The sequence below is a fragment of the Pseudonocardia sp. genome, from assembly GCF_029263155.1.
GTDB lineage: Bacteria > Actinomycetota > Actinomycetes > Mycobacteriales > Pseudonocardiaceae > Pseudonocardia.
Genome location: NZ_JAJCYB010000069.1, coordinates 39,599 through 58,519 on the forward strand (window position 1 = coordinate 39,599; position 18,921 = coordinate 58,519).

Annotated in this window: 22 protein-coding genes; 17 read left to right on the plus strand and 5 right to left on the minus strand. The window is 75.8% G+C overall.

The features are described 5' to 3' along the window. Positions 1-21: 21 nt before the first annotated feature. The 9 genes from Q1K26_RS13400 (at position 22) to Q1K26_RS13440 (ending at position 7,939) form a co-directional block, all read left to right on the plus strand. Positions 22-855 (plus strand): hypothetical protein, encoded by an 834-nt coding sequence (locus Q1K26_RS13400; protein WP_300011439.1) that lies wholly within the window; start codon positions 22-24, stop codon positions 853-855. A gap of 73 nt (positions 856-928) precedes the next feature. Beyond that, positions 929-1,630 (plus strand): glycosyltransferase, encoded by a 702-nt coding sequence (locus Q1K26_RS13405; RefSeq protein WP_300011442.1) that lies wholly within the window; start codon positions 929-931, stop codon positions 1,628-1,630. A gap of 11 nt (positions 1,631-1,641) precedes the next feature. Then, a complete protein-coding gene (locus Q1K26_RS13410) occupies positions 1,642-2,718 on the plus strand; it encodes an NDP-sugar synthase (protein ID WP_300011445.1) in 1,077 nt (358 codons plus the stop codon). Next, positions 2,711-3,628: a DNA-3-methyladenine glycosylase 2 family protein gene (locus tag Q1K26_RS13415; RefSeq protein WP_300011448.1), complete on the plus strand. Its 918-nt coding sequence runs from the start codon at positions 2,711-2,713 to the stop codon at positions 3,626-3,628. Before Q1K26_RS13410 ends, Q1K26_RS13415 begins: the two co-directional genes overlap by 8 nt. A gap of 156 nt (positions 3,629-3,784) precedes the next feature. Beyond that, on the plus strand, positions 3,785-4,258 hold the full coding sequence (locus tag Q1K26_RS13420) for a hypothetical protein (RefSeq protein WP_300011451.1): 474 nt from the start codon (positions 3,785-3,787) through the stop codon (positions 4,256-4,258). A gap of 143 nt (positions 4,259-4,401) precedes the next feature. Continuing rightward, the gene (locus Q1K26_RS13425) at positions 4,402-5,013 is read left to right on the plus strand and encodes a pyridoxamine 5'-phosphate oxidase family protein (protein WP_300011454.1); all 612 of its coding nucleotides are present in this window, start codon (positions 4,402-4,404) and stop codon (positions 5,011-5,013) included. A 77-nt stretch (positions 5,014-5,090) separates the two neighbouring features. Continuing rightward, positions 5,091-6,047: a 2-phospho-L-lactate transferase gene (cofD, locus tag Q1K26_RS13430; RefSeq protein ID WP_300011457.1), complete on the plus strand. Its 957-nt coding sequence runs from the start codon at positions 5,091-5,093 to the stop codon at positions 6,045-6,047. Then, positions 6,040-7,374, plus strand: coding sequence for a coenzyme F420-0:L-glutamate ligase (locus Q1K26_RS13435; RefSeq protein ID WP_300011460.1), 1,335 nt, complete (start codon positions 6,040-6,042; stop codon positions 7,372-7,374). The genes cofD and Q1K26_RS13435 overlap by 8 nt, the downstream gene beginning before the upstream one ends. A gap of 31 nt (positions 7,375-7,405) precedes the next feature. Next, the gene (locus Q1K26_RS13440; protein WP_300011463.1) at positions 7,406-7,939 is read left to right on the plus strand and encodes an NUDIX hydrolase; all 534 of its coding nucleotides are present in this window, start codon (positions 7,406-7,408) and stop codon (positions 7,937-7,939) included. A gap of 34 nt (positions 7,940-7,973) precedes the next feature. On the opposite strand, the gene Q1K26_RS13445 is transcribed toward Q1K26_RS13440, so the two are convergent. Then, the gene (locus Q1K26_RS13445; protein WP_300011466.1) at positions 7,974-8,666 is read right to left on the minus strand and encodes a site-2 protease family protein; all 693 of its coding nucleotides are present in this window, start codon (positions 8,664-8,666) and stop codon (positions 7,974-7,976) included. A 214-nt stretch (positions 8,667-8,880) separates the two neighbouring features. Between Q1K26_RS13445 and Q1K26_RS13450 the strand changes: the two genes are divergently transcribed. Further along, positions 8,881-9,237 (plus strand): WhiB family transcriptional regulator, encoded by a 357-nt coding sequence (locus Q1K26_RS13450; RefSeq protein ID WP_300011469.1) that lies wholly within the window; start codon positions 8,881-8,883, stop codon positions 9,235-9,237. Between the two features lie 10 nt (positions 9,238-9,247). Here Q1K26_RS13450 and Q1K26_RS13455 read toward each other — a convergent pair whose 3' ends face one another. Next, on the minus strand, positions 9,248-9,733 hold the full coding sequence (locus tag Q1K26_RS13455; RefSeq protein ID WP_300011473.1) for a metallopeptidase family protein: 486 nt from the start codon (positions 9,731-9,733) through the stop codon (positions 9,248-9,250). Positions 9,734-9,874: 141 nt separating this feature from the next. Here Q1K26_RS13455 and Q1K26_RS13460 point away from each other — a divergent pair, with 141 nt between their 5' ends. The 5 genes from Q1K26_RS13460 (at position 9,875) to manA (ending at position 14,290) form a co-directional block, all read left to right on the plus strand. After that, the gene (locus Q1K26_RS13460) at positions 9,875-10,234 is read left to right on the plus strand and encodes a DUF3499 domain-containing protein (RefSeq protein WP_300011476.1); all 360 of its coding nucleotides are present in this window, start codon (positions 9,875-9,877) and stop codon (positions 10,232-10,234) included. Between the two features lie 24 nt (positions 10,235-10,258). Continuing rightward, complete coding sequence (locus Q1K26_RS13465; RefSeq protein WP_300011479.1) at positions 10,259-11,620, plus strand: phosphomannomutase/phosphoglucomutase; 1,362 nt, start codon at positions 10,259-10,261, stop codon at positions 11,618-11,620. Between the two features lie 113 nt (positions 11,621-11,733). Beyond that, entirely contained in the window at positions 11,734-11,934 is a 201-nt protein-coding gene (locus Q1K26_RS13470; protein WP_300011482.1) for a Trm112 family protein, read from the plus strand. Next, positions 11,934-13,028: an SIS domain-containing protein gene (locus Q1K26_RS13475; RefSeq protein WP_300011485.1), complete on the plus strand. Its 1,095-nt coding sequence runs from the start codon at positions 11,934-11,936 to the stop codon at positions 13,026-13,028. The genes Q1K26_RS13470 and Q1K26_RS13475 overlap by 1 nt, the downstream gene beginning before the upstream one ends. Before the next feature lie 35 nt (positions 13,029-13,063). Further along, positions 13,064-14,290: a mannose-6-phosphate isomerase, class I gene (gene manA / locus Q1K26_RS13480; RefSeq protein WP_300011488.1), complete on the plus strand. Its 1,227-nt coding sequence runs from the start codon at positions 13,064-13,066 to the stop codon at positions 14,288-14,290. Here manA and Q1K26_RS13485 read toward each other — a convergent pair. Then, the gene (locus Q1K26_RS13485; RefSeq protein WP_300011491.1) at positions 14,172-15,671 is read right to left on the minus strand and encodes an O-antigen ligase family protein; all 1,500 of its coding nucleotides are present in this window, start codon (positions 15,669-15,671) and stop codon (positions 14,172-14,174) included. The two genes, manA and Q1K26_RS13485, sit on opposite strands and share 119 nt — an antisense overlap. Before the next feature lie 137 nt (positions 15,672-15,808). On the opposite strand from Q1K26_RS13485, the gene Q1K26_RS13490 reads away from it, so the two are divergent. Both Q1K26_RS13490 and Q1K26_RS13495 read left to right on the plus strand, forming a co-directional pair. Beyond that, positions 15,809-16,159 carry a metalloregulator ArsR/SmtB family transcription factor gene (locus tag Q1K26_RS13490; protein ID WP_300011494.1) on the plus strand — a complete coding sequence of 117 codons (351 nt, stop codon included), beginning with the start codon at positions 15,809-15,811 and terminating at the stop codon, positions 16,157-16,159. Further along, complete coding sequence (locus Q1K26_RS13495) at positions 16,156-16,986, plus strand: SRPBCC family protein (protein ID WP_300011497.1); 831 nt, start codon at positions 16,156-16,158, stop codon at positions 16,984-16,986. Before Q1K26_RS13490 ends, Q1K26_RS13495 begins: the two co-directional genes overlap by 4 nt. Here Q1K26_RS13495 and Q1K26_RS13500 read toward each other — a convergent pair. After that, positions 16,983-17,921 (minus strand): acyl-CoA desaturase, encoded by a 939-nt coding sequence (locus Q1K26_RS13500; protein ID WP_300011499.1) that lies wholly within the window; start codon positions 17,919-17,921, stop codon positions 16,983-16,985. The genes Q1K26_RS13495 and Q1K26_RS13500 overlap by 4 nt on opposite strands. A gap of 188 nt (positions 17,922-18,109) precedes the next feature. After that, positions 18,110-18,667, minus strand: coding sequence for a hypothetical protein (locus Q1K26_RS13505; protein WP_300011502.1), 558 nt, complete (start codon positions 18,665-18,667; stop codon positions 18,110-18,112). Between the last annotated feature and the right edge of the window lie 254 nt (positions 18,668-18,921).

Sequence of the window (18,921 nt, forward strand, 5' to 3'; positions counted from 1 at the left end):
ACCTCATCGAGGAGGATCCGCGTGCCCGACGACGAACCGCTCTCGACGGAGGGTGCCGCGCTGCTGGCGGCCGGGCGCGCCCTCGACGCGGTGGAGGTGCTGCGCCACGCCGTGGCCACCGGAGAGCCGTCGGCGCCCGACCTGCTGGTGCGGGCCTACCTCGACAGCGGCAGCTGGCACGCCGCGGCCGAGTGGCTGGCACCGCTGGTGGAGCAGGGGCACGTCCGCTTCGCCGGACGTCTGGGCGTGGCGCTGGTCCGGACCGGTGACCGGGAGCGGGCCGAGGACACGCTGCGCCTGGCCGTCGCCTCCGGCGAGATCGCCGCCGCCAACGACCTGGCGATCCAGCTGCGCGACCAGGACCGGCTCGGCGAGGCCCTGCAGGTGCTCGCCCGCGCCGCGGAGGCGGGCGACGGCCAGGCCCCCGCGAACCTCGTGGCCCTCCATCTCGAGGACGGCGACGTCCCGGTCGCGTCCATCGCCGCCGAGACCTACGTCGACGAGTCGCGACCGGACACGGTGCTGGCGCTGGCCGACGTGCGCGCCGCCCAGGCCCGGTTCGACGAGGCCGCGGTGCTCTACCGGCGGGCGGGTGCGCTCGGTGCCCTGCGCGCACACACCGCGTACGGCCAGTTCCTGCTGGCCGGGTACGGCGACGTCGACGGTGCGGAGCGGCAGTTCGCCGAGGCCGTCCGGCACCGGGAGCCCGGCTGGGCGTACACGATGGGCCGCTTCCTGATCGACGTCGGCCGCACCGACGAGGCCCGCGGGTACCTGCGGGAGGGCGTCGACAGCGGCGACCCGGACGCGGCCCGGGCCCTCGCGGAGCTCGACGGCGACCCCGCCGACGACTGATGCCACCCGCCCCCGCCCGCGGTCGGCGCAGCGCGGACGCGTCGGTGCCGGTGGGCGTCGATAGGGTGGTGGCGTGGAGGCGCCCGCGGTGTACGGCGACGGCCTCGGGGTCGTGGTCCACCCGCCCGGCACCGGCGGCTTCCTCGCCTCGCTGCCCGCCGTCTCGGCCCGGCCGGTACGCGTGGTGGCGGTCGCGGGCGAGGACGAGCCCGGCGCGGCCGGGGGCGTCGAGGTCGTGCGGGTCGGGGAGCGGGTGGCGCGCGCGGCGGCCGTCAACCGGGGAGTGGTGGCCCTGCCGCCCGACGTGGGCTGGGTGCTCCTGGCCGACTCCGCGCTCCGGCCACCTCCCGGGCTGCTCGACACCCTGCTCGCCGCCGCCGACCGGTTCCCCCGCGCGGGCGCACTGGGCCCCCGGCTGCGTGGCCCGGACGGCGCGCTCGTCGCGTGTGCCGGCGCCCTGCCCACTGCCCGTGACCTGCGACGCGGCCGTGTCCCGGTCGGCGCGCCGCGCGTGGCCGGCCCCGTGGGCTGGGTCTCCGCCCGCTGCCTGCTGCTGCGCCGCACCGCCTGGGACTCCGTCGACGGCCTCGATCCGCGCCACCTCGGCCCCGTGGACTCGGTGGACCTCTGCGAGCGGCTCGGTCGGGCGGGCTGGTTGGTCGTGCACGTGCCGGGGGCGGAGGTCGAGGTCGCGCCCGGCGAGGCGCCGGGCATGCTGGAGCCGACGCGCAGCGGACTCCGCCGCTACGCCCGGGACCGACGGCGGGCCCGCTAGTGTCTTCAGGGATGGCGATGGACGACGTCGAAGCCGTGGTGCTGGTCGGCGGCAAGGGCACCCGGCTGCGCCCGCTGACGCTCTCGGCGCCCAAGCCGATGCTGCCCACGGCGGGCGTGCCGGTCCTCGCGCACCTGCTCTCCCGCATCCGGGCCGCGGGCGTGCGGCACGTCGTGCTGGGCACCTCGTACCTGGCGGAGACGTTCTCGGCGCACTTCGGGGACGGCGAGGCGCTCGGGCTGGCGCTGACCTACGTCGTCGAGGACGAGCCGCTGGGCACCGGCGGTGGCATCCGCAACGTCGCCAAGCACCTCACGGCCGACCACGTCCTCGTGTTCAACGGCGACGTGCTGGGCGGCACCGACGTGGCGGCCGTCGTCGACACGCACCGCCGCACCGCGGCCGACGTCACGCTGCACCTGGTGCGCGTCGCCGATCCGCGCGCCTACGGCTGCGTCCCCACCGGCGCCGACGGGCGGGTGCTGGAGTTCCTGGAGAAGACCCCGGACCCGCCGACCGACCAGATCAACGCCGGCTGCTACGTCTTCCGCCGCGCGGTGATCGACTCCATCCCCGAGGGGCGTCCGGTGTCGGTGGAGCGCGAGACGTTCCCCGGGCTGCTCGCCGCCGGCGCACGCGTGTCGGGTCACGTCGACGCCGCCTACTGGCGCGACATGGGCACCCCCGCCGATCTCGTGCACGGCTCGGCCGATCTCGTGCGCGGCATCGCGCCGTCGGCGGCGCTGCCCGGGCCGGCGGGCGAGGCCATCGTGCTCGACGGGGCGCAGGTCGATCCGTCGGCGCAGGTCGGGGGCGGTTCCACGGTCGGGCGCGACGTGCGGATCGGGGCGGACGCGCGGATCGTCGGCGCGATGCTCTACGACGGCGCCGTGGTGTGCGACGGCGCGGAGGTCGTGCACTCGGTGGTCGGTGCGGGTGCGCGGGTGGGCGAGCGAGCGACCGTGGTCGACTCGGTGGTCGGTGACGGCGCGGCGGTCGGCGCCGACTGCGAGCTGCGCGGCGGCGCCCGGATCTGGCCCGGCGCGGTGCTGCCCGACGGCGGCATCCGGTTCTCCCCGGATGCCTGAACCGCTCGTCCGCGAGTGGACGCCCGGCTTCCGGCTGGACCTGTCCGGCGCGCTCGCCCCGCTGCGGCGCGGTCGCGGGGACCCCACCTGGCAACCGGCCGGCCAGGGCATCTGGCGCACCGCCACCACCCCCGACGGCGCCGCGACGACGCTGGTGCACCGGCGCCCCGACGGCACCGTGGTGGGGCGCGCCTGGGGCCCCGGCGCGCAGTGGTCGCTCGACGGCCTGCCCGCGCTGCTGGGCGCCGACGACCGGCCCGAGGACTTCGTTCCGTGCCACCCGCTGATCGCCGACGCGCACCGGCGGATGCCCGGGCTGCGGTTCGGGGCCTCGCGGCGGGTGTGGGACCAGCTGCTGCCCGCGGTGCTGGAGCAGAAGGTCACCGGCGTCGAGGCGCGGCGGTCCTGGCGCGAGCTGTGCCGCCGCTTCGGAGACCCGGCCCCCGGACCCGCCCCAGAGGGGATGCGGGTGCCGCCCACCCCGGCGCAGGTGCGCGCGATCCCGGACTGGGAGTGGCACCGCGCGGGCGTCGACTCCGCCCGGCGGCGCGCGATCCTCGCCTGCGCCGCGGTGGCGCACCGGCTGGAGGCCGCGGCCGAGCTGGGCGGCGAGCCGGGTCGCGAGCTGCTGCGCCGCGTCCCCGGGATCGGGGTCTGGACCGCGGCCGAGGTGGCCCAGCGCGCCTGGGGCGACGCGGACGCCGTCAGCTTCGGCGACTTCCACATCCCGTCGGTCGTCGGCTGGGCCCTGCTCGGGCACACGATCGACGACGCCGGGCTGCTGGAGGTGCTCGCGCCGTACAAGCCGCAGCGCCAGCGCCAGCGGGCCGTGCGCTACGTGGAGGTCTCCGGCTTCCGCCGCCCCCGGCTCGGCCCCCGGTTCTCCCCGCGCGACTACCGGGCGATGTGACCCGCGCCCGGTAGACTGATCGAGTGATCGCACGCGTGGTGAGTCGCAAGCGCCTCGGTGCGCCGGATACCGACGTCGCGTTCTGGCGCTCCCGTCCCGTCGCGGAGCGCCTTGCACATGTCCAGAACCTGCGAGCCGAGTACCACGGGTGGGCTGATGGAGCTGGACCCCGACTTGAGCGAGTTCATCGAGTGCTGCGTCGCTCGTGAGGTCCGGTTCCTCGTCGTCGGCGGGTACGCGGTCGCCGCTCACGGTCATCCGAGGTACACCAAGGATCTCGACGTCTGGGTGTGGATCGACCAGGCTAACGTACGGCGGCTGATCGAGGCACTGGACGACTTCGGATTCGGCTCGCTCGGACTGACCGACGAGGATTTCGGTGAGCCCGGGATCGTCGTCCAGCTCGGCCGTCCGCCCAAGCGGATCGACCTGCTGACCAGCATCGACGGTGTCGACTTCGAGTCCTGCTGGTCCGACCGGATCGTGGTCGATGTCGGCGGAATGCCGATGCCGGTCATCGCCGTGAAGCACCTCGTCGCCAACAAGCGCGCCTCCGGGAGGCTGCAGGATCTCGCCGACGCCGAGGCTCTGACGGGGAGCGCGGCCGACGACGGCATCTGGGATTCATGACCGCTCATGTCGTCCACCGGCTCCGCACATGCGCGGTCTCCGCTGATGCCGGCGCCGCGCCGGACGTGGGCTGCCCGGCGGATCCGAGGGTGCGCCGCTCAATCCGCTCGGCCGCGGAGGGCGTCCGGCGTAGGTTCGCGGGCATGGGGACCGTGCGGAGCATCGAGGAGCTGGCGGCGCTCTACGACGCGCCGGTGCCGACGTCGCTGACCAAGGAGGTCGACCACCTGACCGACCTGCACCGGCGCTACGTCGAGGCCTCGCCGTTCGTGCTGATCGCCACGAGCGGCCCGGACGGGTCGGACTGCTCGCCACGTGGGGACGCCCCCGGCTTCGTCCGCGTCGCCGACGAGCGGACCCTGCTGCTCCCGGACCGCCGGGGCAACAACCGCCTCGACACGCTGCGCAACATCGTCGTCGACGGCCGGGTCGGGCTGCTGTTCCTGGTGCCCGGGGTGGGGGTGACGCTACGGGTCAACGGCACCGCCGAGCTCACCACCGACGACGCCCTGCGCGAGAGCTTCGCGGTGCGGGGGAAGCTGCCCACGACCGTGCTGGTCGTGCGCACCGCCGCCGTCTACACGCAGTGCCCGAAGGCGCTGGTCCGCTCGCACCTGTGGGACGCCGGGCGGCACCGCGACCCGGCCGAGCTGCCGCCGGTCGGCCAGATCATGGCGGCGATCACCGAGGGCCGGTTCGACGGCGAGGCCTACGACCGCGCGTATCCCGAGCGGCTGCGGCAGACGATCTACTGACGGTCCGGGACCGGACGGGAAGCGCGGGTGGCACGTCGTAGGCTCGCAGGTGTGGAGCCCGCACCTCCGGAGGCCATATGAAGATCACCGTGCTGGTCGGCGGCGTCGGCGGCGCGCGTTTCCTCGTCGGAGTGCGGGCCGCCTACCCCGACGCGGACGTCACCGCCGTGGTCAACGTCGGCGACGACATCTGGCTGCACGGGCTGCGCATCTGCCCCGACCTCGACACCTGCATGTACACCCTGGGCGGCGGGATCGACACCGTGCGCGGCTGGGGGCATGCGGGGGAGACCTGGTCGGTGCGCGACGAGCTCGCCGCCTACGGGGCGGACCCCGACTGGTTCGGGCTCGGGGACAAGGACACCGCCACCCACCTGGTCCGGTCCCGGATGCTGAGAGCCGGCTACCCGCTCTCCGACGTCACCGCGGCCCTGTGCCACCGCTGGCAGCCCGGCGTCACGCTGCTGCCCGTCACCGACGACCGCGTCGAGACCCACGTCGTCGTCGACGACCCGGCGACCGGCCCGAAGGCCCGCAAGGCGATCCACTTCCAGGAGTGGTGGATCCGGCACAAGGGCGAGCTGCCCGCTCACCGCTTCGCCTCGATCGGCGCCGACGAGGCCACGATCCTGCCCGCCGCCCGCGACGCGATCACCGGAGCCGACGTGGTGCTGATTGCGCCGTCGAACCCGGTGGTGAGCATCGGCTCCCTGCTCGACGTGCCGGGCGCCCGCGATGCGCTGCGGGCGACCGCGGCCGAGGTCGTCGGGGTCTCGCCGATCGTGGGCGGCCGGCCGCTGCGCGGGATGGCCGACCGCTGCCTGGCCGCGATCGGCGTCGAGACCACGGCGGCGGCCGTCGGCGCCCACTACGGATCCCGGGCGCGCGGAGGGATCCTGAACGGCTGGTTGATCGCACCCGGGGACTCGGCCGACGTCCCCGGCGTATCGGTCCGATCGGTGCCGCTCCTGATGACCGACGTGGCGGCCACCGCGCAGATGGCCCGCGACGCCGTGGAGCTCGCCGGTGTCTGACCACGCCGCCGCCGACTCGCTGACGATCCGCCCGGTGCGGGGCCTGCCCGAGTTCCGCCCCGGCGACGATCTCGCCGCCGCGCTGGCCACCGGTGCTCCCTGGCTCGCCGACGGCGACGTCGTCGTCGTCACCTCGAAGGTGTTCTCCAAGGTCGAGGGCAGGCTCGTCACCGCCCCCGCCGATCCGGAGGCCCGCGACGCGCTGCGCCGCGAGCTCGTCGACGCCGAGACCGAGCGGGTGGTGGCACGGCGGGGGAACACCTCGATCGTGGTCGGCAAGCTCGGGATCGTGCAGGCCGCGGCCGGCATCGACGGTTCCAACGTGCGCCGCGACGAGCTCGCGCTACTGCCCTCGGACCCCGACGCCAGCGCCGCCCGGCTGCGCGCGGACCTGGCGTCCCGCCTGGGCGTCGACGTCGCGGTGGTCGTCACCGACACGCTGGGCCGGTCCTGGCGGGTGGGCCAGACCGATGTCGCCATCGGCTCGGCCGGGCTCACCGTGCTGCACCGCTACGGCGGGGTGAGCGACGCGGAGGGCAACGAGCTGCTGGTCACGGAGGTGGCGCTGGCCGACGAGCTCGCCGCGGCCGCCGACCTGGTCAAGGGCAAGCTGGGCGGGCTGCCGGTCGCCGTCGTGCGCGGGCTGACCCCCGTCGACGACGGGTCCACGGCGCGTGACCTGGTCCGCCCGGTCGACGAGGACATGTTCTGGCTGGGCACCGCGGAGGCGATCGCCCGGGGTCGCCGGGAGGCGGTGCTGCTGCGGCGCAGCACGCGCGCGTTCACCGACGAGCCGGTGGACCCGGCCGCGCTGCGGCGTGCCGTCGGGGTGGCGCTGACCGCGCCCGCCCCGCACCACAGCACACCGTTCCGGTTCGGGTGGGTGCGGTCCCGGCGCACGGAGCTGCTCGACGCCTTGGCCGCGCGCTGGCGGTCGCACCTGGAGGCCGACGGGCGCCCGCGTGAGGAGATCGGGCGACGGATGGCGCGCGGCGACCTGCTGCGCCGCGCCCCCGAGCTCGTCCTCGCCTTCCGCACCGGGGACGGGATGCACACCTACCCCGACGACGCCCGCCGGGTCGGCGAGCGCACGATGTTCACCGTGGCGGGCGGGGCCGCGGTGCAGTCGCTGCTGGTGGCGCTGGCCGCGGAGGGCCTGGCGTCGTGCTGGGTGGGATCGACGATCTTCGCGCCCGACGTGGTGCGCCGGGTGCTGGAGCTGCCCGCGGACTGGCAGCCGCTCGGCGCGATCGCTGTCGGCATGCCGGCCGAGCCGCTCGCGCCGCGCACGCCGCGGGACCCGGCCGAGGGGTGGAGCGAATGGTGATCCGCGACGCCGTCGGCCGAGGCGGCCTGCGGTGGTAGCCGCCGCCGTCGCGTCCGCCGAGCTGGGCGCGTGGGACCCGAAGGACGAGGGCCAGCGGGCGCTCAAGCACGCCCTGCTCGCGTTCCTCGACGCGCGCCCCGACGCCTGCGAGCGCTCCTGCGTGCCGGGCCACCTCACCGCCTCCGCGCTGGTGCTCGACGCGGTCGGGGAGCGCACGCTGCTCACGCTGCACCCGCGCGTCGGGCGATGGATCCAGCTGGGCGGGCACTGCGAGCCCGGCGACCCGTCACTGGTCGCGGCCGCGCTGCGCGAGGCGACCGAGGAGTCCGGCATCGCGGGCCTGCACATCGACCCGCGACCGCTGCACGTCGACGTCCACCCGGTCACCTGCTCGCTCGGGGTCCCCACCCGCCATCTCGACGTGCGCTACCTCGTGCACGCGCCTGCGGGGGCCGTGGAGCGGATCAGCGAGGAGTCCGACGACCTGCGCTGGTGGCCGGTCGGCGCGCTGCCGGTCGGCAGCGACACCGTGGCCACCATGGTGGCGGCCGCCCGGGAGCGCTGACGCCCCCGGCGGCCCGGTGCCTGCCGCGCGCCGGTCAGCGCCAGAACAGCAGCTCGCCGTAGCCCAGCGCCGCGGCGCGGCCGTCGCCGCCGACCGCGTCGAACACGGCGTAGGACAGGTCGAAGAAGGCCGCGGCGACACCCGGTACCCCGATGATCAGCAGGAACAGCACGATCGGCGCCCAGGGCCGTACCCGCGCGGCCAGCTCCCGCGCGGACGCCGACAGGTAGGGCTCGAGCGCTCCGAAGCCGTCCAGGCCGGGTACCGGCAGGATGTTGAGCACGAACGCGAGCACCTGGACCAGCGCGAGGCAGGACAGCCCGATCGCGAGCCCGACGGGCATCGGGACGGTGGCGACGGCGGCGGTCAGCAGCGCACCGAGCAGCAGGTTGGTGCCCGGGCCCGCCAGCGAGACCAGGCTGCGCACGGCGCGGGACCGGATCGCCCCGTGATTGATCCACACCGCCCCGCCGGGTAGCGGGATGCCGCCCAGCAGCAGGAACAGCACCGGCAGCACGAACGAGAGCCCGACGTCGGTGTAGCGGCGGATGTCGAGGGTCAGGTAGCCCTTGCCCCGGACGGACCGGTCGCCGCCCCGGAAGGCGACCAGGGCGTGCGCGAACTCGTGCAGGCACAGTGACACCGCCCACCCGCCGAGGACGAGCAGGACGACCCCGGCCGTGAGCAGCGCCGGTGGGCCCAGGGTGGTCAGGACCCCACCGCCCACAGCAACCACCACGAGCACCAGGAACAACGGACTGACTCGGTTCGATACACCGTGCACCCGTCCATTGTGCTGAACGGGGGACCGTCCGGGTGGACCGCGTCACCCGTTTGGCAGCTTCGGCTTGCTTAAGTCAACTGACAGCGCTGTACTTACAGGGCTGTGATTCGCGGGGGCACGCGGGTCAGCCATTCGCCGGGCGCGGGGAGGTGGGCGAGTGAACGTGGTGGCAGGAGTCCTGACCGGGGACACCCTCAACATGGGTCTCGGTATCGCGGGGACCGAGTTCCCGGTCGATCGGATCGCCGGCCCCTTCACCGTGATCGACGGTGGGGCGGGCGAGGAGCCGGAGTGGCAGGAGCGGGCGCTGTGCGCCCAGACCGATCCCGAGGCCTTCTTCCCGGAGAAGGGCGGATCCACCCGCGAGGCCAAGCGGATCTGCTCGGGCTGCGAGGTCCGGGCCGAGTGTCTGGACTACGCGCTCGCGCACGACGAGCGTTTCGGCATCTGGGGTGGGCTCTCCGAGCGGGAGCGCCGCAAGCTGCGCCGCAGCGAACTCGGCGCCGTCATCTGAGGCCCGACCGCTACTCGGCTCCGCCGCCGCCGTCGACGGCGTCGGGCTCGATGTTGAGGTACTCCGCCACCTGTTCCACGAGCACCTCGTGGAGCAGGTCCGCGAGATCGGCCCCACCCTTCGCCCGGGCCTCGAGCGGCCGCCGGTAGATCACGATGCGGGCCCGGGACGGCATGCCGTCGGGGTCCACCCCCGAGGGCACCAGCTGGGCCAGCGGCACGCCCGCGTCGGCCAGCACGCCCGCACCCCACGACAGCTCGTCGGGTGCGGTCCGGTCGACCTCCGGCACGTCGTCCACGGCCAGGTCGAGGTCGGCCAGCTCGGACCCCCAGCGCAGTTCGATCGGCTCCAGCGCCTCCAGCACCAGGTCGTCGAAGCGTTCCGCGCGCGTGCGGTAGCCCGGCGAGCTGACGGGGTGGAGCATCCCGCGCATCCCGCGGCCCCGCCGGTCCCGCCTGCGCGGGACCCGGCGCAGGGAGCGTCGTGCGAGGGTCACCGGAGGATCGTAGTGCCCGGGCCCGGATCGTCGCGACGCACGCGCGGCCCGGGCCGCGCCGGCGCCGAGTTGTCGCCGGACCTGCCACCACCCGCGCGTCGCGGCGGCGATCGGCGCCCGGCACGCGCTAGGGTCGCAGGCGTGCTGAGCGTGCGTCGGTGTTCGCGGACGGGGTGCACCGAACTCGCGGTGGCCACGCTCACCTATGTCTACGCCGACTCCACGGCGGTGGTCGGGCCGCTGGCCACCCAGGCCGAGCCCCACTCCTACGACCTGTGCAACCGGCACGCGCACCGGCTCACCGCCCCGCGAGGCTGGGAGGTCGTGCGTTTCGAGGGCGAGTTCGCGCCCCCGCAGCACAGCAGCGACGACCTCACGGCGCTCGCCGAGGCCGTGCGGGAGGCCGGGCGCGTCGACCGTCCGGGCGAGGTCGTGGCGGCCGGTACCCCCACCGGGCGCCGGGGGCATCTGCGTGTCCTGCCCGGCCCGTCCGACGAGTGAGCGCCCATCGTTAGGCTTCGCTCCATGAGCGACCTGTCGGCCGTCATCAAGGCCTACGACATCCGCGGCGTCGTCGGTGAGGGCATCGACGAGCCGACGGTGCGGGCCATCGGGGCCGCGCTCGCCCGGCTACTGCGGGCCGAGGACGGCGCCACGCGGGCCGTCGTCGTCGGCTACGACATGCGCGACTCCTCGCCCGGGCTCGCCGCCGCGTTCGCCGCGGGCGTCACCGACCAGGGCCTCGACGTGCTCGACATCGGGCTGGCCAGCACCGACCAGCTCTACTTCGCCTCGGGGAGCATGGGGCTGCCCGGGGCGATGTTCACCGCCAGCCACAACCCGGCCCGCTACAACGGCATCAAGCTCTGCCGCGCGGGCGCCGTCCCGATCGGGCAGGACACCGGGCTCGCCGCGATCCGTGCCGCCGTCGAGGCGGGCGTCCCGGCCGGGCCGGGCGGGGGCACCGTCGCCACCCGCGACGTGCTCGCCGGCTACGCCGCGCACCTGCGCGGTCTCGTCGAGCTGGCGGAGCGGCCGCTGCGGGTGGTCGTCGACGCGGGCAACGGGATGGCGGGGCACACGGTGCCCGCGGTGCTGTGTTCGTCGGAGCCGGGCACCCCGCTCGACGTGGTCCCGCTGTACTTCGAGCTCGACGGCGCGTTCCCCCACCACGAGGCGAACCCGCTGGAGCCGGCCAACCTGGTCGATCTGCAGAAGAAGGTGGTCGCCGAGGGTGCCGACATCGGCCTGGCCTTCGACGGCGACGCCGACCGCTGCTTCGTCGTCGACGAGCGGGGTGAGCCGGTGAGCCCCAGCGCGATCACCGCGCTGGTGGCCGTCCGGGCCCTGGCCGCCGCACCGGGCAGCAGCATCATCCACAACTGCATCACCTCGCTCGCCGTGCCGGAGATCGTCGCGGAGCACGGTGGCATGCCGGTGCGCACGCGGGTCGGGCACTCGTTCATCAAGCAGACGATGGCCGAGACCGGCGCGGTCTTCGGCGGCGAGCACTCCGCGCACTACTACTTCCGCGAGTTCTGGAACGCCGACACCGGCATGCTCGCCGCGCTGCACGTGCTGGCGGCGCTGGGGTCGTCGGGGGGCACGCTGTCGGAGCTGATGGTGGGCTTCGACCGCTACGCGGCGTCCGGAGAGATCAACTCGACGGTGACCGACGTGCCCGGCCGCGTCGCGGCCGTGCGGGCCGCCTACCCCGACGCGGAGATCGACGAGCTCGACGGGCTCACCGCGATGCTCCCCGACCGTTCCTGGTTCAACCTGCGACCGTCCAACACCGAGCCGCTGCTGCGGCTCAACGTGGAAGCCGCCGACGCCGCGGCCGTGGCGCGCCTGCGCGACGACGTGCTGGCGATCGTCAGGGCCTGAGCATGCGGGCCAGGCGTACCGAGCGGACACCCGTACGGATCCGGCGCCGAGGCCCGCATCCTGGCAGAGTCGACCGGACCCGGTCGACCGACCGACTTCAGGAGGAGACCCCCGTGGCCGTCCAGCTCGACCCCCAGCTGATGGAGATCCTGGCCTGCCCGTCCGACGACCACGCCCCCCTGCGCGCGGGCACCGCGGCCGACCCGGACGCCGACGTGCTGACGTGCACGGCGTGCGGCCGCGGGTTCCCCGTCGTCGACGGCATCCCGGTGCTGCTCCTGGACGAGGCCACCGCCCCGACGACGGGACACTAGTGCTCGACGACACCCTGCTCGCCGACCCGCGGGCGCTGGCGGCGCGAGACACCGGCGGCGTGCTGCGCTCCGCGGCCACCGCGGGTGCGCAGGTGCGCTCGGCGGCCCACGGCGCGGTCGAGGCGGGCGTGGCCGACCTCTCGGGCCTGCGGCCGCGCGCGCTGGTGCTGTTGCGCAGGCCGGGGTCGTCCGGATCGGCGGCGGGCCTGCTCACCGCCCTGCTCGGGGTGACGTGCCCGGTGCCGGTCGTCGTGGTCGACGCCGCCCCGGGCTGGATCGGCCCGCTCGACGTGGTCGTCGCCCACACCGACGACGGCACCGACGCCGAGCTGGCCGACTCCGTCGCGCGCGCCGTGCGCCGGGGTGCGGAGGTCGTGCTCTCCGCACCCGCCGAGGGTCCGGTCGGGGCGGCGGGAGCGGGCCGCGCTCGGCTGGTGGAGCCGCGGATCCCGGTGCCGCCGGGGCTGGATCTGCCGCGTGCACTGACCGTCGGCCTCTCCGTGCTGCGCGCGCTCGGCCTGCTCGGTGCGCCCCTGGACCCCGGCATGGACGTGCTGGCCGACCTGCTCGACATCGAGGCCGAGCGCAACCAGCCCGGCCACGAGCCGTTCATGAACCCGGCCAAGTCGCTGGCGCTGCGCCTGGCCGAGCACACCCCGCTGCTGTGGGGGGCCGACGAGCTGGCGTCCGCCGTGGCCGGGCACGCCGCGTCGTCGCTGGCCACCCACGCGGGGGTCGTGGCCCACGCCGCCGACGTCGCGCAGGGCGTCACGGCCACCGGCCTGATGCGGGCGTTGGCCGGGGCGGGAGCGGCCCGCGACGTGTTCCACGACCCGTTCGACGACCCGGCCCCCGGCAGCGAACCGCTGCCGCCGCGCCTGGTGCTGCTGGCCACCGGGGAGGACGACCCGGGCCAGGTCGTGCTGCGGCGCACCGGCGCCACCCTGCCCGACGCCGACGTGGTGCACCCGGTGGACGAGGTGGCCCGTGGCGCCCCGCACGCCGCGCTGCTCCGAGCGGTACTGCTGGCGTCGCGGCTCGACGTGGCAGCGGTATACCTGGGACTGGCCACCCGCACCACCGAACCGGCCTGAGACCCGCCCGACGACCGAGGAGCACGCAAAGCACCGTGGAGCTGCTGGAGAACCCCGTGCGGCCGTACTCGTGGGGCTCGCGGACCGTGATCGCGGAACTGCTGGGCCAGGAGGTCCCCTCCGCGCACCCGCAGGCCGAGCTGTGGTTCGGCGCGCACCCCGGCGACCCGTCGCATCTGCTCCACACCGACGGCACCCGCACCTCGTTGCTCGACGCGATCGCCACCGACCCGGCGGCGCAGCTCGGGGTCGCCCGCGCTGCGCGCTGGGAGGGTCGCCTGCCGTTCCTGCTCAAGGTGCTGGCCGCCGACGAGCCGCTGTCGCTGCAGGCCCACCCCAGCGCGGTGCAGGCGGCGGAGGGCTACGCGCGCGAGGAGGCCGCCGGCATCGGCCGTGACGCTCCCGAGCGCAACTATCGCGACCCGAACCACAAGCCCGAGGTGGTCTGCGCGCTCACCGACTTCCACGCGCTCGTGGGCTTCCGCGAGCCGACGGCCTCGGTGGCGCTGCTGCGCGCGCTCGACGTCCCGGCGCTGGCCGGGCACACCGAGCTGCTGGCCGGGCAGCCGGACGCGGGCGGCCTGCGCGCGCTGTTCACCACCTGGATCACCCTGCCGCAGTCGGTGCTCGACACCCTGCTGCCCGCGTTGCAGGAGGGCTGCGTGCGGCTGGCCGGGCAGTCGCAGGAGTTCCACCTCGAGGCCCGCACGGTGCTGGAGCTCTCCGAGCGCTACCCCGGCGATGCGGGCGTGCTGGCCGCGCTGCTGCTGCAGCGGGTCACCCTGGCGCCGGGCGAGGCGCTGTACCTGCCCGCGGGCAACCTCCACGCGTACCTGTCCGGCGCCGCGGTCGAGCTGATGGCCAACTCCGACAACGTGCTGCGCGGCGGCCTCACCCCCAAGCACGTCGACGTCCCGGAGCTGCTGAAGGTGCTCGACTTCACGGCCGCGACGGCCCCGGTGCTGCGGGGCACGCCGGCGGGGGGCTGGCTGCGCTACGACACCCCGGCCGAGGAGTTCCGGCTGCGACGCCGCGAGGCCGGTCCCGAGGCGGGTGAGGTCCCGGTGCCCGGGAGCGGGCCGCGGATCCTGGTCTGCACGCAGGGGGCGGCGGGCGTCCGCTCGGCGGGCGGCGAGCTGGAGATCAAGCGCGGGTCGTCGGTGTGGCTGGGTGCGGGAGAGACCGGGGTGACGGTCGCGGCCCGCGCGGAGGGCACCCAGCTCTTCCTCGCGGGCGACGGCCTGCAGGACGCGCGCGGCTGAGCCGCTCGTCCGCGGCGAGCAGCCCCAGCACCGCCCAGAGCGCGATCGAGAGCCGGATCGCGTTGGCGGGATGGTCGGCCAGGCTCATCACGGCGAACCCGGCCAGCCCCGCGCCCGCCGCGACCGCCGCCACCGATCCCCGACGGGACCCGCGCACGGCCAGCACCGCCGCCACACCGGTGAGCACCAGCGCGGCCACCAGCCCGGGCAGGCCGGCCTCGACCGCCCAGTGGAGCCACAGGTTGTGCGCGTGGGCGAAGGCCTCCTCGCCCGGGATCGCCGCGTCCAGCAGCGGCCCCGCCCGGCCGGGGCCGACGCCGAACGGGGCGTCGGCGACGAGCCGTGCGGCCGCCGCCCACACCTCGCCGCGCACGCCGAACCGCCCGCCCGTCACGGCGGCGGCGATCCCCGCCACCGCACCCGCGGCCGCGGCGGCGAGCAGCAGCCGGGTGCGGGTCGGCCTGCGCAGCACGACGAACGCCGCGACACCCGCCAGAGCCGCGACCACGCCGCCGCGCGAGGCCGTCAGCAGCACCGCCGCGTAGCCGACGACGACCAGCGCCACCCCGACCAGCCGTGACGTCCGGTCGGCCAGCGCGGCCGCCCCGGTCGCGGCCACCGGCAGCAGCAGCACCAGGAACGCGGCCAAGAGGTTCGGGTTGCTGAACGGGCCGGTCGCACGGATCAGCTCCGCGCCCGTGCACAGGTCGGCCGAGCCGTCCAGGGCTCCGCGGCAGAAGCCGGTGGGAGTGCCGTTCGCGACCTGCTGCGCGGCGCCGGCGCCGGCCGCCGCGACGGCGACCAGCACCAGCAGCGACACCGCGGGCCAGGAGTCCGGCAGGGCACGCCGCACCCCGGCGGCGAGGTAGCACACGCCGACGGCGGTGAGCAGGCCGCGCCACGGCGCCCACGGCTGCCCGGCCAGGGCGGTCGCCGCGGCCGCGACGACCAGCAGGAGTACGACGGGCACGTCCAGCGGGGTCCGCGGCCACCGGCCGCGGGCCGTCACCGCCGCGACCAGCCCGACGAGCAGCACGAGGCGCAGCGGGGTGAGCACACCCAGCACCGGGTCGTCGGGCAGCAGGTCGGCGGTGGACTCCAGCAGTGCGGCGCCGAGGCACAGCAGCGCCGCACCGCCGGCGATGCCGGCCCGGCGTGCCCCCCGGTGGGGACCGGGGACGGCGCCCCCGTCGAGGGACCGGGGCCCCCGACCCCGCGCCGCGTGCCGGGTGTCTCCGGCCGGGCCGTCTGTTCGGCTCCACCGTGCCTGCGGGGGCTCGACCTCGGACCGGGCCGTGGGCGGGGCCCCGCGCGCGACCGAGCGCAGGGGCGCGGTCGGGAGGGGCGTGGTCAGGGGCTCGTCGGAGGTCGGCGCGGCCACGGATGCCAGTGAGGCGCACCCGCGTGTACGGCGGCCCACGGGTCGGTGACGGGCAGGAGCTGATCGTGTGACGGTCCCCGTGCGCGGGCCTGTCTCATGCCGTTGCGGTTATATAGCCCTATTGGTATGTTGCTCCGGTGACGTTCGAGGTGCTCGCCGAGCCGGTCCGCCGGCGCATCCTGGACCTGCTCCGGGAGCGCCCGCGGCTCGTCGGCGAGCTCACCGCGGAGCTCGGCCTGAGCCAGCCCGGCACCTCCAAGCACCTGCGGGTGCTGCGCGACGCCGGGCTGGTCCGCGTCCGCGTCGAGGCGCAGCGCCGCCGGTACGAGCTGGAGCCGGGTCCCCTGGCCGAGATCGACGCGTGGCTCGCGCCCTACCGCTGGATGTGGGCCGACCGGCTCGACGCCCTCGAACGTCGCCTCGACGCCGCAGACCCGAGTGCCGCAGACCTGAACGACGCATACCGAGACGAGGAGGGTTCACCGTGACCCAGTCCCTGACCACCGCCGACGGGCGTTGCGTGCTCCGGATGGAGCGCCGCCTGCGACAGGCGCCCGCGCGGGTGTGGCCCGCGCTGGTCGAGCCGGCCCGGCTGGCCGACTGGTTCCCCTCGGAGGTCGCGATCGAGCTGCGGCCCGGCGGCACCGTCACCTACGGGGACGGCACCCGCCCCGGTGTCGTCACCGACCTCGACCCGCCCCGCCTGATCGCCTACACCTGGGACACCGACCACCTGCGCTGGGAGCTGTCCGCCGACGGCGACGGCAGCCTCCTGACGCTCACGCACACCTTCGACGACCGGGCCGGGGCCGCGAGCTTCGCAGCCGGCTGGCACACCTGCGTGGTGGCGCTCGGTCTCGCGCTCGACGGCTCTCCGGGCGCGGATCCGGAGGTGGACCACCGGGCCCTGCACGAGCAGCTGCTCGCCGAGCTGGGCCTGCTCGACGTCACGACCACGGAGTCGGCGAGTGGATGGGAGATCCGCCTCGAGCGGCAGCTGATCCACCCCGCGGACGTCGTCTGGACGGCGCTGGCCCCCGGCGAGCCGGGCGTCGGGGACCCGGCGCCGCCGGTGTGGCCGGGCGCCGGTGCCGTCACCGCGGTCCGGGCTCCGGAGCTGCTCGAACACGACGTCGCGTCCGGCGGCCGGGTGCGCTGGGAGCTCGGACCGGGCACCGGCCACGGCGCGCGACTGGTGCTGGTCCGCACCGCCCCGGACAGCACCCGTCCGGAGGACCCGCGGCCCCAGGTGGCGGCGCTGCTGGCCACGCTCCCCGACCCGGCCGCGACGAGTGGGACTCCCGTACGGACCTAGGCGACGGGAGTCCCACCCGTCGCTTCCCGGGCGCGCAGCCGCGCCAGCCGCGCGGTCGTGGGCCAGCGGACGTCGCGGGCCCAGCCGAGCCGCTCGAACAGCCAGATCAGCCGGGCGGACATGTCGACCTGTCCGCGCCCGACGCCGTGTCGCGCACAGGTCGGGTCGGCGTGGTGCAGGTTGTGCCAGGACTCGCCCATGCTCAGCACGGCCAGCGGCCACACGTTGGCCGAGCGGTCACGCGCCGCCCAGGGCCGGTCGCCGATCATGTGGCAGATCGAGTTGATCGGCCACGTGACGTGGTGCAGCACCGCCACGCGCACCAGCCCGGCCCAGAACAGCGCGGTGGCCGCCCCCCACAGCGACATCGTGGCCAGGCCCCCGGCCAGCGCCGGGAGGAGCAGCCCGGCGGCGGTCCACCACCCGACCTGGGCGCTGATCCGGGCGACGTCGGCGTCGGCGATCAGGTCGGGCACGAACCGCGGCGCGTTGGTCTTGCGCCGGTCGAACAGCCACCCGGTGTGGGCGTGCACGAAGCCGCGGGCCAGCCCGCGGACGCTGTGGCCGTGCAGCCAGGGGGAGTGCGGGTCGCCCTCGGCGTCGGAGAAGGCGTGGTGGCGGCGGTGGTCGGCGGCCCAGCCGATGACGTCGCCCTGCAGCGCGAGGCTGCCCGCCACGGCCAGCGAGATCCGCAGCGGACGGGCCGCGGTGAACGAGCGGTGGGTGAACAGCCGGTGGAACCCGACGGTCACCCCCAGCCCGCTGAGGAGGTACAGCCCGACCGCCAGCCCGGCGTCGAGCCAGCTCAGCCCCCACCCCCACGCCAGCGGCACGGCCGCGGCGAGGGCCAGGAACGGGACGACGACGAACAGCCCGACGACGACGTGCTCGGCGCCGGGGCGGTGGCCATCGAGGATCGGCGGCAGCGGGGCCACGTCGGCTCCTTCGTGGGATGTCGGAACGGACGCGGGGACCCGGCGCAGTGGGCTCGACGGTACGCGGCCACGGGCCCGAACGGGACGAGGCGGGTGGACGGGATGTCCGGGGCGAAACGTGTGGCTCACCGCGGCGGCAAGCGGGGCGTGCGCGGTCCGGACGCGCCGGTGTGGGTGCCTCGCGCCGGTCAGGGTGCCGGGGCGGTGCCGTCGACGATGACGTCCGCCCGCGCGCGGGTGCCCTCCGCGGCGAAGAGGACGTCCTCCTGCGCGGCCCAGCGCTCCCAGTGCGGCCGGTAGGCCTCCCCGTCGCGGGCGATGCCCCGCCGGAACCGCTCCGCGCGCGGCGCGTCCACCCACACCAGCAGCACGGCGTGCCCCGCGATCGGCCGCGCCCCGCTGCCCACCCCCTCGACGACGAGCAGCGGCGGACGTCCGACGTGCACGGTCCCGGCGAACCGCGACCGGTCCCAGTCCCACCGCCGGTACGCCGCGGCCCGCCCGGCGAGCAGCGGCACCACGACGCCGGCGTGCAGCAGCGGCACCGCGTCGGCGAGCCCCTCCCAGCCCGGGTAGACGTCGTCCAGGTGCAGCACCGGGGCGTCGCCGAGGGCCGCGGCGAGCCGGCCCGCGAAGGTCGTCTTCCCCGCCCCGGACGGCCCGTCGACGCACACCAGGCGTGTCGCCCCGCAGCGAGGCGCGGCCGACCGGATGCGTGCGGCCAGGTCCGCCGGCGCGACGTTCATCCCCTCACGGTGGCACGGGCGCGCCGCAGGTGTCCGCCCGACCACCCCGACCGTCCCGCACCGGCCGGCGCAGGATCGTCCGCAGCCGGGCCGGCTCGACCCGGCGCCGGTCGCTGAGAGCCTGTTGGCGAACTGATCATGCGGCCTGTCGATCCTGCTGTCGGGGTGGTGCTGGTGCGCGGTCGGTGCCCCAGCGTGGCGGGGGTGGTCCTCCGGATCGTTGGGCTACGAGTTGTCGGGTCATGATCGCGGTG

What these genes read in the sequence shown, in the direction of transcription:
- Q1K26_RS13410 (WP_300011445.1), top strand. Translation starts at nt 1,642, where the DNA reads ATGGCGATGGACGACGTCGAAGCCGTGGTGCTGGTCGGCGGCAAGGGC.
- Q1K26_RS13415 (WP_300011448.1), top strand. Translation starts at nt 2,711, where the DNA reads ATGCCTGAACCGCTCGTCCGCGAGTGGACGCCCGGCTTCCGGCTGGAC.
- Q1K26_RS13420 (WP_300011451.1), top strand. Translation starts at nt 3,785, where the DNA reads ATGGAGCTGGACCCCGACTTGAGCGAGTTCATCGAGTGCTGCGTCGCT.
- Q1K26_RS13425 (WP_300011454.1), top strand. Translation starts at nt 4,402, where the DNA reads ATGGGGACCGTGCGGAGCATCGAGGAGCTGGCGGCGCTCTACGACGCG.
- cofD (WP_300011457.1), top strand. Translation starts at nt 5,091, where the DNA reads ATGAAGATCACCGTGCTGGTCGGCGGCGTCGGCGGCGCGCGTTTCCTC.
- Q1K26_RS13465 (WP_300011479.1), top strand. Translation starts at nt 10,259, where the DNA reads ATGAGCGACCTGTCGGCCGTCATCAAGGCCTACGACATCCGCGGCGTC.
- Q1K26_RS13505 (WP_300011502.1), bottom strand. Translation starts at nt 18,667, where the DNA reads ATGAACGTCGCGCCGGCGGACCTGGCCGCACGCATCCGGTCGGCCGCG.